General features: G+C 65.3%; 14 protein-coding genes. 4 read left to right on the top strand and 10 right to left on the bottom strand.

Annotated features, from left to right (window positions below; all coding sequences use genetic code 11):
* Positions 1–182 precede the first annotated feature (182 nt).
* From EBE87_RS26275 to EBE87_RS26260, 4 genes are all read right to left on the bottom strand, one after another.
* Positions 183–959, bottom strand: a complete 777-nt coding sequence (locus EBE87_RS26275; RefSeq protein WP_120639866.1) for an alpha/beta fold hydrolase — start codon at positions 957–959, stop codon at positions 183–185.
* 368 nt (positions 960–1,327) lie between these two features.
* Complete coding sequence (locus EBE87_RS26270; RefSeq protein WP_120639865.1) at positions 1,328–1,702, bottom strand: chorismate mutase; 375 nt, start codon at positions 1,700–1,702, stop codon at positions 1,328–1,330.
* A gap of 33 nt (positions 1,703–1,735) precedes the next feature.
* Positions 1,736–2,287 carry a cytochrome b gene (locus tag EBE87_RS26265; RefSeq protein WP_120639864.1) on the bottom strand — a complete coding sequence of 184 codons (552 nt, stop codon included), beginning with the start codon at positions 2,285–2,287 and terminating at the stop codon, positions 1,736–1,738.
* Positions 2,284–3,336, bottom strand: a complete 1,053-nt coding sequence (locus tag EBE87_RS26260; protein ID WP_120639863.1) for a catalase family peroxidase — start codon at positions 3,334–3,336, stop codon at positions 2,284–2,286. The genes EBE87_RS26265 and EBE87_RS26260 overlap by 4 nt, the downstream gene beginning before the upstream one ends.
* Positions 3,337–3,469: 133 nt before the next feature.
* Here EBE87_RS26260 and EBE87_RS26255 point away from each other — a divergent pair, with 133 nt between their 5' ends.
* Positions 3,470–4,045, top strand: coding sequence for a TetR/AcrR family transcriptional regulator (locus tag EBE87_RS26255; RefSeq protein ID WP_120639862.1), 576 nt, complete (start codon positions 3,470–3,472; stop codon positions 4,043–4,045).
* A gap of 206 nt (positions 4,046–4,251) precedes the next feature.
* Here the strand turns inward: EBE87_RS26255 and EBE87_RS26250 are convergent, their stop codons facing one another.
* From EBE87_RS26250 to EBE87_RS26240, 3 genes are read right to left on the bottom strand one after another with little or no spacing between them, the layout of a single operon-like run.
* On the bottom strand, positions 4,252–5,043 hold the full coding sequence (locus EBE87_RS26250; RefSeq protein ID WP_120639861.1) for a crotonase/enoyl-CoA hydratase family protein: 792 nt from the start codon (positions 5,041–5,043) through the stop codon (positions 4,252–4,254).
* Positions 5,040–6,269, bottom strand: a complete 1,230-nt coding sequence (locus EBE87_RS26245) for a CaiB/BaiF CoA transferase family protein (protein WP_199726523.1) — start codon at positions 6,267–6,269, stop codon at positions 5,040–5,042. Before EBE87_RS26245 ends, EBE87_RS26250 begins: the two co-directional genes overlap by 4 nt.
* On the bottom strand, positions 6,266–7,273 hold the full coding sequence (locus EBE87_RS26240) for a Bug family tripartite tricarboxylate transporter substrate binding protein (protein ID WP_233553354.1): 1,008 nt from the start codon (positions 7,271–7,273) through the stop codon (positions 6,266–6,268). The genes EBE87_RS26245 and EBE87_RS26240 overlap by 4 nt, the downstream gene beginning before the upstream one ends.
* A 116-nt stretch (positions 7,274–7,389) precedes the next feature.
* On the opposite strand from EBE87_RS26240, the gene EBE87_RS26235 reads away from it, so the two are divergent.
* On the top strand, positions 7,390–8,325 hold the full coding sequence (locus EBE87_RS26235) for a LysR family transcriptional regulator (RefSeq protein ID WP_120639858.1): 936 nt from the start codon (positions 7,390–7,392) through the stop codon (positions 8,323–8,325).
* On the opposite strand, the gene EBE87_RS26230 is transcribed toward EBE87_RS26235, so the two are convergent.
* A complete protein-coding gene (locus tag EBE87_RS26230) occupies positions 8,305–8,988 on the bottom strand; it encodes a TetR/AcrR family transcriptional regulator (protein WP_120639857.1) in 684 nt (227 codons plus the stop codon). The genes EBE87_RS26235 and EBE87_RS26230 overlap by 21 nt on opposite strands.
* Before the next feature lie 125 nt (positions 8,989–9,113).
* Between EBE87_RS26230 and EBE87_RS26225 the strand changes: the two genes are divergently transcribed.
* Positions 9,114–9,980 (top strand): oxidoreductase, encoded by an 867-nt coding sequence (locus tag EBE87_RS26225; protein WP_120639856.1) that lies wholly within the window; start codon positions 9,114–9,116, stop codon positions 9,978–9,980.
* An 82-nt stretch (positions 9,981–10,062) separates the two neighbouring features.
* Here the strand turns inward: EBE87_RS26225 and EBE87_RS26220 are convergent, their stop codons facing one another.
* Together EBE87_RS26220 and EBE87_RS26215 are read right to left on the bottom strand one after the other, a co-directional pair.
* Positions 10,063–10,818 carry an SDR family oxidoreductase gene (locus tag EBE87_RS26220; RefSeq protein WP_120639855.1) on the bottom strand — a complete coding sequence of 252 codons (756 nt, stop codon included), beginning with the start codon at positions 10,816–10,818 and terminating at the stop codon, positions 10,063–10,065.
* 443 nt (positions 10,819–11,261) lie between these two features.
* Entirely contained in the window at positions 11,262–12,365 is a 1,104-nt protein-coding gene (locus EBE87_RS26215; RefSeq protein ID WP_120639854.1) for an aldo/keto reductase, read from the bottom strand.
* 97 nt (positions 12,366–12,462) lie between these two features.
* On the opposite strand from EBE87_RS26215, the gene EBE87_RS26210 reads away from it, so the two are divergent.
* Positions 12,463–13,089 (top strand): LysR family transcriptional regulator, encoded by a 627-nt coding sequence (locus EBE87_RS26210; RefSeq protein WP_120639853.1) that lies wholly within the window; start codon positions 12,463–12,465, stop codon positions 13,087–13,089.
* The last annotated feature ends 6 nt before the right edge of the window (positions 13,090–13,095 follow it).

The following is a 13,095-nucleotide window of genomic DNA, read 5'->3' as shown; positions in this document are numbered from 1 at the left end:
TCAGCCATGGCAGCACCTCCGACGCCATGGAATCACAGCAAGATCAAAGCTCAAGAGGCTCATTAATAGGCCCTGAGCCTAGAACTCCTATTTGTCTGGCTGCTAAAAGCATGCCTGTGAGGCCTGTTGCTGCGGCGCTGCAAGCGAGCGGAACCTAGCAGCCGCGGCCAGAAATAGCCTTGCTAGGCTCCCTGGGCGGCTTCGATGATAAGATCTGAAACTGCCTGTGGATGTGACAGGAGGGAGACGTGGCTTGATTCGAGCTCCGCCACTTTCGCGTTCATGCGCTTGGCCATGAAACGTTGAAGATCAGGATCGATGACGCGGTCCTGCGTGGAGATCGCGTAGTAAGACGGCTTTGAACGCCATGCCGCATCTGTCGTTCTATCGGTCAGCAGAGATCTCTGGAACGGCCATTGAACGGCGTAAAGAGCTTTGGCCCTGGTTCGCGGAAGGTCGGGCGCAAAGTCTCGCAGAAATGCCTCTTCTTCAAGCCTTCCTTCGCTGCCGTCGAAGACGATGCCGGCTGATGCCGGCGCTGTCGGGAACTTCTTCGACAGCGCGGTGTAGTCTTCCCCAGCGTCCGGAGCACGAGCCGCGACGTAGACCAGGGCCGAGACTTTCGGGTGGATACCTGCTTCCGTCACAATCATTCCAGAGAAAGAATGCCCTGCGAGAACCGTCGGTCCATCCTGCCGATCAAGGACCGTGCGGCACGCCTCAACGGCTTCGGCGAGCGTGGTCAATGGGTTCTGGATGGAAGTGACGTTCAGGCCGCTCGCTTGCAGGAGCGGAATGACTTCGGACCAGGATGAACCGTCAGCAAAGAGGCCGTGAACCAGTACGACGTTGCGAGCCCTTGGTACAGGGGACGTAGCAGCTTGCAACGGGTCAGGCAGCATGGCCGCGACGACAGCAGCGAGAACCGATGATGTCAAGGATCGGCGGTGGACGTTCATTGCTTTGGCTCCACTTGGTTCAACAACACACTCCAGGGAATCTCGGAGGCTTCCCTGCCGGCTGTGCGAAGTAGGCAGGCAACGGCGAACAGGCCGCTCTGCTTGTGTCACGAATGATCCATACGGCAGCGCTCCCTTGCCTCAGAAATTCCTCGCAGCCCTTCGATACAAGAAACGCACCTGCGTCTACATTGATGATACTGGCATGCGGTATAACTTGCATCTCCTGCAGCCTCTCCGCCTCGCCTGACGAGCCGAGTATCGACGCAGCTTTCTACCGGCCCCTCTTGAGCGCGCACGCAGTGCCGCATCAGGTGCGGACAAGGCTCACGCCATCAGCAAGAATTAGGTGATGACAACCGATGGACCTACGTCGCAGAAGCTTGCGGTGCCTCATGCTCACCAGCGATCTCGTTGTGACGTTGGATGATCTGATCGATAACAAACCGCATTCGGATTTCGACGAAGTTCTGATTAATCTTGTTCTCCTTGGCAAGACCTCTCAGCCGGGCATATCGATATTCTTCCCTGGCTCTATCCAGAGGAGGTAAATTATATTCGAACTTCAGAACGCAGGTCGCGTTTGTGCAGCCGAAGCGCTCAGCAAAGATATAGACAAGGGCGGCGTCGATGTTGTCGAGCGTCTGCCGATTTGATTCCAGCCGAGCTTCAACGTCGGACTTCTCCGTATCATCAACCTTTCGTTCATCCGGCCCGCAGAGGCATGGTGCCAGGCTGCCCATGACATGCGCCTGATCAGACGTCCCGCGCTGGTTCTACGGGTCGGTCAGGGTCCGCGTCGGGACCGGCGCCATCGCCTCGAAAACCCCGTCGCGGCGCACCAGCGCGTGGTACAGCGCCGCGCCCAGGTGAAGCAGGATGACGGCGAAGAAGGCATAGGCAAGGTAACCATGCGCGCTTCGGAGCAGCGCATAGAGTTCCGGCTGCTGTGGCGCGATGGGGGGCAGGCGCAAGCTGCTGGAGAGCAACACCGGGAGACCTTCGGCTGAGAGCATCGCCCAGCCCAGCAGCGGCATGATGATCATCAGTGCATAGAGCGCAAGATGAGAGAGGTGGGCTGCCAATTTCATTGGCTCCGGCAGGTCAGCCGGCAGCGGAGGCGCACCGCGGCGGAAGCGCAGGAAGAGGCGCAGCACGGCAAGAACGAGGATCGCGATGCCGAGCGGCTTGTGGATGGAGACCAGCGTCAGGTAGCGGGTCGAGATGGTCGAGACCATGCCCACGCCGATGAAGAGCATCGCGAGGATGCAGGCTGCCATCACCCAGTGGAACAGGCGCTGCAACGGGCTGAAGCGGGCGGGGGTCATGGGCGGGCTCCCGGCGTGGTACGGGGATACTGGGCGGCCTCAGCCGCGCGGCGCTGGTACGACAGGGCATAGGCGGAGGACCGGGCAGCCGGGAAAGGATCGGCGGAGGTGCTCATGCCGTCAGGCAGCACAGTGGGGTCGTAGTTGACGTCACGGCAAGGGCCATCGGCCTCATCCTCCACCTCCCGGGCCGTCAGAGTGCCAACCTCAACAGTGCGACGGCCCTCTGGCCAGGCCTTGCTGGGGTCGGCAACGGGGTCGTCGGGCCCGGCGATGGTCACGACCATGGTCCAGCGCACCGGGCCGGCGGCAACGCGGGCTTTGATGTCCTGCTCCAGGAAATCAGGCGCGCGGGTGGCGAGTTGGTCCGGCGAAACGGCTACCGGCTGGGCCTCTGGCTGCATGGACCAGCGTACGGCGCGGTTCTGGCCATCGGTGCTGGTGAAGATGAAGGCATTGAGGCTGTTATAGCGCTCTTCGGCGTAGCTTGCCGTCCATGGAGCGCTTTTGGCCCAGGCCCCCAGACGGACGATCTCCGGATGCGTCGCGGCGAAGGCGCCCATGGCGCCCGGCTCCTTGCTCGCGGAGGCCTGCTGCAGGGCATAGAAAGCCTCTGGCGTGGACACCGGGAAGAAGGGGGCGGTGATCATGGCGGTACGCCATTCCGAGCCGTCGGTCCCGAGGATCTGAAGGCTGAGGCCACGCACACGGGGCTTGGCATCGGGATCAGAGATGGCCGCCGTGGCCAGGTTGAACCGCCCGATGACAGGATAGGAGCCGACGGCCAGCAAGGATGCGCGGGAGAGAGCTGCGCCGGCGCCATTTGCTTCGAACGTTCCGGTGAAGCAGATGCCCTTCACATGATTGCGCCGGTGGCCCGGCGCCGGCCCTTCTGGAGGGCTCAGTCCAGCCACCACCTTTTCGCGCGAGAGGCGATCCGGCGATATCCAGCCAGCCGTATAGGCAAAGGCCGCGGTGGTGCCTCCCAGCACAACCGCAATGACGGAGAAGGCACCGAGCCGGGAGCGCAGCGTGGACGATGGCTGCATGATGCACCTTTCTGAATGCTGCGGAACCATGGCCATCAGCCATGGTCCGCTTGGCTGCCTACTAATAGGTAGATAGGTTGTGGGTGCGACGTCAAGCGGCTACCTTCCTGATGGAAGGCAAGCGAAGGGAACGATGCGATCCACTGCCGAACGAATCGTCGACGAAGCGCGGCGTCTCATCATGACGCGAGGATATAACGGCTTCAGTTATGCCGATGTCGCCGAGGTGATCGGGATAAGAAAGGCAAGCATCCATCACCACTTCGCAAGCAAGAGCGACTTGGCGAAGGCTGTGGTCGACCAGTCGCGCGCGGTGATCCGGGCACAGGTCGAGCATCTGGCGGAGGCGGAGCCGGAGGCCAGTGCCCAGCTCCGTGCCTATGCGACCTATTGGGAGCATTGCATTGCCGACAACACCGCGCCGTTCTGCGTGGCCGCGATGCTCGCTGCCGAACTCCCGAGCCTGCCGGCCGATCTTGCGGCCTCCGTCAGGCTGCATTTCGCCGAATTGGTGGGATGGTTGACACAACTCCTCGCTCTGGGTGTTCGCCAAGGAAGCGTGTCGTTGGTCAGGTCGCCTGCGGAGGAGGCGGATGCCTTCATGTCGGCCATTTACGGAGCGATGTTGTCGGCAAGGGCATTTGGCGAGCCGGAACGCTTCACGGCGATCACTGAGACGCTGCTTTCGCGCGTTGTCCGGCTGCATTAGCGCAGTGCTGCGAGGTCGGCCGCGTATCTAACCAAGCCAGGCCCGACCTCGCATGGCGGCTTCTTCGCAGCGCAATCCGGCGGCAGATATCCGTCTGCGGCCAAATTGCTCCTCCAATGAGCGCTCGTCGAGCCATCAACCGCTTCGGCTGCCTCCATGAAAGCAAAGGGGGCCGCTATCCAAGGAAGCCACGGTTGCAGCGCGCATCAGCCCCGTTCCCTTGCGGCCAGGAAGCACTCCACCGCAGCATGATGTTCGGGCGTCTGATGAGCGATGGCCTGGAGTGCCGCCGTCAGGTCCAGGCTGGCTCTCAGGTCCAGACCGTCGCTCTTTCGCAGCAGGCGTTTGCAGAAGCGCAGGGCCATCCCGGAATGCCGCGCGATCTCCCCGGCAAGCTCATGGGCGCGGGGCATCAGCTGGTCGGGCGCCACGACCTCCGATACTAGGCCGTATTCCAGGGCCTGAGCCGCATCGAACACCCTGGCCGTGAAGCTGAGCTCAGCGGCACGCGATGGCCCGACGGCGCGAGGCAGGAACCAAGCACCGCCGATGCCGGAGATCAGGCCCAGCCGGACGAAGGCCTCCGAGAAGCGCGCCCGCTCCGAGGCGAGCCGGATGTCGCACATGCAGGCGATGTCGAGACCCGCGCCGATCGCCGGGCCGTTCACAGCGGCGATGACCGGCACCTGCAATTCATACAGCGAGAGGGCGAGCTGCTGCAGGGAGGACCGGTAGCCCTCGGCCACTTCCTGCACAGGCCCGGCCATGAAACCCTCGAGCGAGCGCATGTGCTTGATGTTGCCGCCCGAGCAGAATGCAGGCTCCCGTCCGGTCAGGATGACGACTTTGACGCTCTGGTCGGTGTTGATTCGGCGGCAGGCTTCGACGAACTCCTCACATTGCCGGGCGGAGGAGAGCGCGTTGCGGTCCTCGGGCCCGTCCATCGTCAGCACGAGGACGGCACCTTGCCGCTCCTCGCGAAGGAAAGGTTCCGTCATGTCGGTGTGGTCTCCAGGACGATCCGCTCACGGATCAGCGGGTCGATTTCTGCGGGCGTGAAGCCGAACCGCCCCAGCACGCCGCGCGAGTGCTCCCCAAGGCGCGGAGGGGCGCTCCTCGGGGGGGCGGGACGTGGCGATCCGGCGGCGAAGCCGGGCATCCGGACCGTGCCGGCGGTGGGATGCTCGAAGGCGACCTCGATGCCACTGGCCGTGTACTGCTCGGAGCGCGTGACATCGGCGTAGTTCGCCACAGGCGCCGCAATGATGTCCTCGCGGGCAAGCAGGGCCTGCCAGTAGCCGGTCGGGAAGGCCCGGAACACGGGGAAGAGGACCTCCCGCAACGCGGCCCGGTTGGCCACCCGGTCCGCATTCGTCAGGAAGCGCGGATCATCCAGAAGCTCCGGGTGGCACACAGCCCGGCAGAGCCCGGCCCAGCGCTTCGGCTGATAGGCCGCCACCATGATCCAGCCGTCGGCCGTAGGCAGGGCCTCGTTGGGGGCGGCGTAAGGGGCCGCGCTGCCCGCCGGCACCGGCATGTCGCCGGAACTCAGGAAGGCCGCGAGGCTCATCTGCTGGATCATCAGCATGGCGTTGTAGAGGCTCACATCCAGCTTCGACCCCACGCCCTCCCGGTCACGGCGCCGCAGCGCGGCAAGGATGGTGATCGTCGCGAACAGCGCGCCAGTCATGTCCGCGAGCGGCAGGGGGGCCTTGCCCGGCTCGGCGCCAGGCAGGCCGATCCCGCTCATCAGCCCCGTCGCGGCCTGCATGATGCCGTCCACGCCCGGCCGGCCCCGCCAGGGTCCTTCCTGGCCGTAGGCCGAGATGGAGCAATGGATCAGGTCAGGCTTCCAGCCTCGCAGCGTCACGTCGTCGATGCCGAGCCGCCTGGCGACCCCCGGACGGAAGTTCTCCAGCACGATGTCCGTTCCTCGCACCAGACGCTCCATCACCGCGGGCGCGCCGGGCTGCTTCAGGTCAATCGAGAGGCCCATCTTGTTCCGGTTAGCCGACAGGGCGGCGATGCTTTCCCCGTTCTGCCAGGGCGGGCCAAGCTGCCGGCCCAGCTCGCCCTCCGGCGGTTCCACCTTGATGACGGTCGCGCCCATGTCGGCCAGCCACATGCCGCAGACCGGGCCCGCGACAAGCTGGCCGAAATCCAGCACCACGATGCCGTCCAGAACGGCGTCGATCATCCCCGATGGGCTGGCGGCGGTGCTCATTCCTTTTCGATGCCCGCCGCGTCGACCAGATCGCGCCAGACGTCCAGCTGTCGCCTTACAAAGCGCCCCAGATCACCCGGCGTGCCGGAAAGAACGCTGTAGCCGATCTCGGCGAAGCGGGCCTGCGCCTCGGGCTGCTCGATGGCACCTCGGATCACGCGGTTGAGGGTGGCGATGAGCAGCGCGGGCGTCCGCGCAGGGGCGAAGACGCCGCTCCAGGAGATCAGGTCGAAGCCTGGCAGGTCGCCGGCTTCCGCGAGCGGCGGGACGCCGGGAAGGAGCGGCGACGGCGCTGCCGTGCTGAGGGCCAGGACGCGCAGTTGGCCACCACGGACATTGCCGAGCCCCGCCGCAATGTCGACGAACATGCAGTCCACGCGCCCGGACATCGCATCCGTCATGGCGGGCGGTGTGGAGCGGTAGGGGACATGGAGCATCTCTATCCCGGCCTGCCGCGCCATGGTCGCGCCCGCGACGATGCCGGTGCTGTTCCCGCTTGCATAGGACATCTGCCCCGGTCGCTCGCGCGCCGCGTCCAGCAGCGCATGCGCTGTGTGGAAAGGCGAGTTCCTGCCGACGGTGAGCATGAACGGCACGTCGCCGATGCGGGCGACCGGCGCGAAATCGGCCACTGGGTCATAGTCCAGCCGCCGCAGAAGAGCCGGGTTCGCCGAATGGGTCGTGTTGGTGGTCACCAGGAGCGTGTGCCCGTCTGGCTCCGCCCGGGCCACCAGCTGCGCGCCGATCACGCCGTTCGCCCCAGCGCGGTTATCCACGACCACCGGGATGCCGCCGAACGCCTCGCTCATCAGTTGCGCGATGATGCGCGCAACGGCATCCGTCGCCGAGCCGCCGGCGAAGGGCACAACCAGCGTGACCGGTCGTGTCGGCCTCCAACCTTCAGCGGCCGCGGCCTGCATCCCTGCCGGTACGCCGAGAAAGCCCAAGGCGCCAGCCATGCAGGCCCGACGCCGGATAGCCCGAGAATGCAGCGCAATACGCATCGGACGTCCTCCTTCCGGCCAGGCCGTCATCGCCCTGCCAGTCTTGTCCGGCAGCGATGCTCCCCGGTGCGGAATAGAACAATTGAAAAACTGTCGCCGACCTATAATGCTTCCGTATGGATATCAGCCTGAGAAGCCTGCAGGCCTTCGTCGCCGTCGCGCGTTATCGGTCGTTCAGCCGGGCGGCCGGTCTGCTGCATCGGACGCAGCCCGCGCTCACCGTGCAGGTGCGCCGGCTGGAGGAGGCTCTCGGCCTGCGGCTGCTGGACCGGCTGCCGCGCGGCGCCGAGCCTACCGCGGCCGGGTCGGAGCTGGCGCGAACACTGGAACCGCTGCTGCGGGATCTGGAGCACGCGCTGGACGTGGCCCGTGGCACGGCGTCAAGGCGGGCAGGGACAGTGCGGTTGGCCGCAGTGCCCTCTGTCGCCTCCGGGCTTCTGCCGGCTGCCATAGCGCTGCTTCAGGAGCGCCATCCCACCCTGCAGGTGCGACTGCAGGAAGCCGTCACCGGGCGGGTTCAGGCGATGGTCCGGGCGGACTTAGCGGAAATTGGCATCGCCAGCCGACCTGAGGACGGCTCGGACCTCGAAGCCGAGCCATTGTTCCAAGACCGCATCGTGGCCGTTATGCCGGCTGGCCATCGCCTCGCCTCCGGTCCCGTCACGCTCGAGAGGATCGCGGCGGAGCCCCTTCTGTTGATGGAGACGGATACGTCGGTAGACCGATTGCTGTCGGATGCATTTGCCGCGAGAGGGTTATCCCTGACCGTCCGGCAGCGGGCCGTGCACGCGGCCACGCTCATCAACATGGCGCGCACCGGGCTAGGCATTGCGCTGCTCCCCTCGACGGCCAGCGAATTGCAGCTTGCCCCCGAGCTGATCACGCGCGGCCTCTCGCCGGATCTCGCTCGCGAGGTCGTCGTCATCCGCCGGGCAGGGCGCTCCTACTCCCCTGCCGCGGAAGCGCTAGTGGCGGCACTCAGGGGGAGCATACCTCGCGATGGTGGCGAACAGGCCCCGGCACATTGCCCCTCAACTGCCCCCAGGCGGTAAGGCTTCGGCGGCGCCCGCGGCCTCGTTGTCCGTGATCCGCCGCAGGAGATCGTCCCGCCGGCACGGCTGCGAGATACCGAGCAAGGCGATGCAAGCGCTCGTGTCGAATGCCGCCCCGAGGGCGCCGTTGTCGAGTTCCCCAGCAATCCAGAAGGAAACGCAGCCGCGGAACAGGAACGCGAGATGCCCGGGAAGCTGAGCCCTCGCGACATTCTGCATGCCGTTCTCGATGCCGTCGAGATCGCCGAGCGCGAGGACCCACAGCGCCTCCGACTGCGGCCGAACCGCGCTGGAGGTGGGCCCTGCTGTTCCCAAAGAGCCGACCACCACCTTGTAGACCTCCGGTTGCTCCAGCAGAAGCAGGACCGCGATCCGGCCCATGGCGAGCACGCGGTCCAGGGCGTCGCCCGCTGGTTGCTCCTCACGGAAGCGCGCGGCCATGCGCGCGATGACTCGGGAGGAGAGCGCCTGCATGATCGCGTTCTTGCTGCCGAAGTGGTTGAACGGCGTCGCGAAGCCGACGCCCGCCTCCGCCGCCAGCGCCCGCATCGAGAAGTCCGCTGTTTCACCACGCCGCAACAGCCGCTCGGCCGCGTCCAACACCAGATCGCGCGCGGTCTGCCTGTTCTTCTCCCTCAACCCCGGCTGAGCCGCCTTCGCCATGTCGTGATCTCCATCATCGGGCATCTTGAAATATCTATATCATGATATAGATAATGTATCCGAGTACATTATGGCAGCCAGGCGTGGCGCGGTAGCCCCATCCTGGCGCCACCGAAGGGCAAGACATGAGCAACACGAAAACTTTCCTGATCACAGGCATCAGTTCTGGCCTTGGCCGGGCCTTCGCGAGCGGCGCATTGGCGGCTGGGCACCGGGTCATCGGCACGGTACGAACGGCCGAGGCAGGCGCGGCGTTCACGGCCCAGGCACCCGGCCGCGCCCATGCCGTCATGCTGGACGTCACGGACTTCGCTGCCATTCCCGATGCTGTCGCCGAGGCGGAGCGTGCGGCAGGGCCGGTCGAGGTTCTCGTTAACAATGCAGGCTACGGGCACGAGGGTATCCTGGAGGAATCCTCGCTCGATGACATGCGGCGGCAGTTCGACGCCAATGTGTTCGGCGCGGTGGCCATGATCCAGGCGGTGCTGCCTGGCATGCGCGAGCGCCGCTCCGGGCATATCGTTAACGTCACCTCAATGGCCGGCTTCATCACTATGCCCGGGGTCGCCTTTTACTGCGGCAGCAAGTTCGCGCTGGAAGGCATTTCCGAGGCGCTTGGCAAGGAGGTGAAGCATCTCGGCATCCATGTCACGGCCCTGGCGCCGGGACAGTTCCGGACGGATTGGGCAGGCCGCTCCATGGACCGCGCCCCGCGAAGCATTGCCGATTATGACGCGGTGATGGACCCCATCCGCGCCGCGCGGCAGGCGAAGAGCGGAAACCAGCCGGGAGATCCCACCAAGGCGGCTCAGGCCCTCCTGACACTGGTGGCCTCGGATGACCCACCGACCCGCCTTTATCTCGGCGCCGATGCCCTCAGCCTTGTTGAGGCCAAGCTCGATACCATGCGTGCTGAAGTCGCCGCGTGGGAGACCATATCCCGCTCTACTGATTTCGGCGGAGTCCAGCCCACAGAGCCGCCGGTTACCTGACGCGAAGCTCCGGACTTGGCCCGGGCGGATCATCCACCGGCCGGGCCTGTCTCGACTATCGCGGCTCTGGTGAGGAGCGGGCTCAGTCCGGGTTCATGGCGGCAAAAACCTCTTCGTAGCGGCCGTCCCGCTCGGCCCAGCGCCGCGCATGATCCCGTGCCAGCAGCACCTCGCCGCGGGGATGATCCTCCCGCTCCAGCATCCGCATCACCTCGGCAACGTAGGCCTCGAGAGGCATTGCCCGTGGATCGGTAGCCTGCTCGCTGCCCGTTAGCTCCGTCCGCACGTAGGGCGGCGAGAGCTCCAAGACCTCGACAGGGATTTTGCGGAGCTGGTGACGCAGGGAGGTCAGCCAGGAGTGCAGGAACGCCTTGCTGGCGCAGTAGGCCGGGAAGTCAGCGCGCGGCACGAAGGCGAGGGCGGAGCTGGTCGCCATGATTGCCGCGTCCGACCGCCCTTTCAGGATGGGCAGGAACGCCGCTGTCACGCGCAGCACGCCCAGGATGTTGGTTCGCACGATTGCCTCCGCATCCGACACGTCCCAGTCATCCGCGGCCACGTCCTCCACCCGCGAGATGCCGGCATTGGCGATGAGCACGTTGAGGTCAGGGAAGCGCGCGCGAACCTCACTGGTGAGGCGGAGCAACGAGGCAGGATCGTCCAGGTCGAGCGGCATCGGGATCAGCCCGGGACGGGCCGCCGCGATCTGATCGAGCAGGGCTTGGCGCCGCCCCGTGACGATGACGCGGTTGCCGCGGTCATGGAACTTCTCGGCAATCGCGCGGCCGATGCCGCTGGTGCCGCCGGTGACAAGGATCGTGTTGCCGGTCGTCTTCATAGTTGCTGCCTTTCGTCAGGTTCCGAATACGGAAGGCATCGCCGCGACATCGGCATATTTCTCCTCCTTAGGTCGCGTCGTGTCCAGGAAGCACGGCGGGAGTTGATCCGCTGACAAGGCTTCGGGCGAGCGGTTACAGGAGAAGATGATGGCGTACAGCAGCACCTTCCGTATCGAGATTTCCCTGCTGGGACCTTCTCGACGAAGGATGCGTTGGATGACGGTAACGCCTACGGCAGAGCCATCGAGGTAGCTGCGGGAGAATGGCTAAGGCAATGAATGGCTATCGTCAAGCCTTAGACATGCGTGCTGATGTGATCGGATGCCAACTCTGGTTATCGTACCGACGAGGTTCAGGAATGACGAAGTCTTGCCGGAAGCGGAACGGCCGGTTCCGCGTACAAAAGCGGGATAGCGGACATGGTCCGCTGTGATGAAGTTGCTCACCCGCGCACGTCGGCACCCCCGAACACGACCTGATTGCGGACTCCTGGCCGGAAGAGGCTGTAAAGGAACTTCTGGTCGCCCCCGCTCGCTGCGTCGAGCGCTTCCAATTGCTGAGGTGTCAGGTTGAGGCTGAGCGCAGCCACGTTGTCGGTCACCTGCTCGACGCGGCTAACGCCCATCAGCGTGGACGCGACGCCTGGCCGTCCCACCACCCAGGCCAGTGCAACGCGGGCTGGACTCTCGCCCACCTCGTCCGCAACGCGCGTGAGCGTCTCGACGATGGCCCAGTTGCGGTCGGTGAAGAGGGTGTCGCCGAAGGGATTGTCGCCATCCAGCCGCTTGTCGCCTTCCGGACGTGTTCGGCTACCATCTTCCGCTTGATTCGGGACACCGCCCTGTCGGGGCGCGGCGGCTTCGACGGCGGCACGGTCGTACTTGCCGGTCAAAAGGCCATAGGCCAGCGGGCTCCACGGCACCAAAGCCATGCCGAGCGCCTGGCACAGAGGGACGTGCTCGCTCTCCACGCCGCGCTCGACCAGCGAGTAGAAGTATTGCAGCCCAATGGGCGACGGCAGTCCACGCACCTGTGCGAGTGTGGCAAGCTGCGCGGCATACCAGGCTGGCATGTTCGAGATGCCCCAGTAGCGGATCTTCCCCGCCTGGATCAGCGCTGCCATGGTTTGGAGCAGCTCCTCCGCAGGGGTGATGCCGTCCCAGATGTGGATCCAGTAGAGGTCAATGAAGTCGGTGCGCAGCCGCTGCAACGAACGCTCGACCGCCGCGTGGATGTGCCGTGCGCCGTTGCCGCCCTGATGAAACCCTTCCCCGGTCGCGAACCCCGACTTGGTGGCGATCACCATCCGGTCGCGCAGACCGCGTTCGGCAACGAACTGGCCGACCATCTCCTCCGAGCGGCCGCCGGAATACACGTCCGCGGTGTCGACGAAGTTGCCGCCCAGCTCGACGTAGCGCTCGAAGATCGCCCGGCTGCCAGCCTCGTCGGCACCCCACCGCGCGGTGCCGAAGGTCATCGTACCCAGGGCGAGCGGGCTGACCAGAAGGCCCGAACGGCCGAGTGGGCGATAGCTCTGAAGATTCATCGGATGCTTCTCTCCGTGCACCCAGCTGATGATGGACTGCAGCTCAAAGGCCGATTAGTGCCTCAGGGCCGCATGGGATGCTGAAGGATTTTCAGGAATGGACCGCGAGCTCTGGTCGGGCTTAGCCGTATTTGCCGAAATCGTGGAGGCAGGCAGCTTTGCGAAGGCAGCGGCTCGGCTGGGCCTGTCAGCGTCGGCGTTGAGCCACGCCATGCGGAGCCTGGAGGACAGGCTGCGCATCCGCCTGCTGGATCGCACCACCCGCTCGCTCTCACCGACGAGCGCAGGCGAGCAGCTCCTGCTGCGGCTGCGCCCCGCGATGGCATCGGTGGAGGACATGCTGACCGAGCTTGACCAGGCACGCGACCGCCCGGTGGGGCGGGTCCGCGTCAATGCGCATCGGCCAGCGGCTATCTATGTCGTCCTGCCTCGCATCGCGACGCTCGCGCAGCGCTACCCGGAGGTCGCTGTGGAACTGGTCGTCAATGACGGGCTGGTCGACATCGTGGCCGAACGGTTCGACTGCGGCGTGCGACATGCAGGGGGGTTGCAGGGTGACATGATCTCGGTACGCATCAGCGAGCCGATGGAGCTCGTCTTCGCGGCGGCACCGTCCTACCTCGACGCGCACGGCGTGCCAGCGACACCTGATCCTCCACGACTTGCGTGGACGGGTTACGCTACGTTTGCTGCTTGTCGTTCTGCCTGTTCTGGCGTGCGGTAGTCCAGG

This window comes from Teichococcus wenyumeiae (assembly GCF_003696345.1).
GTDB classification, from domain to species: Bacteria; Pseudomonadota; Alphaproteobacteria; order Acetobacterales; family Acetobacteraceae; genus Pseudoroseomonas; species Pseudoroseomonas wenyumeiae.
This window is presented reverse-complemented; position numbering and strand designations above follow the sequence as displayed.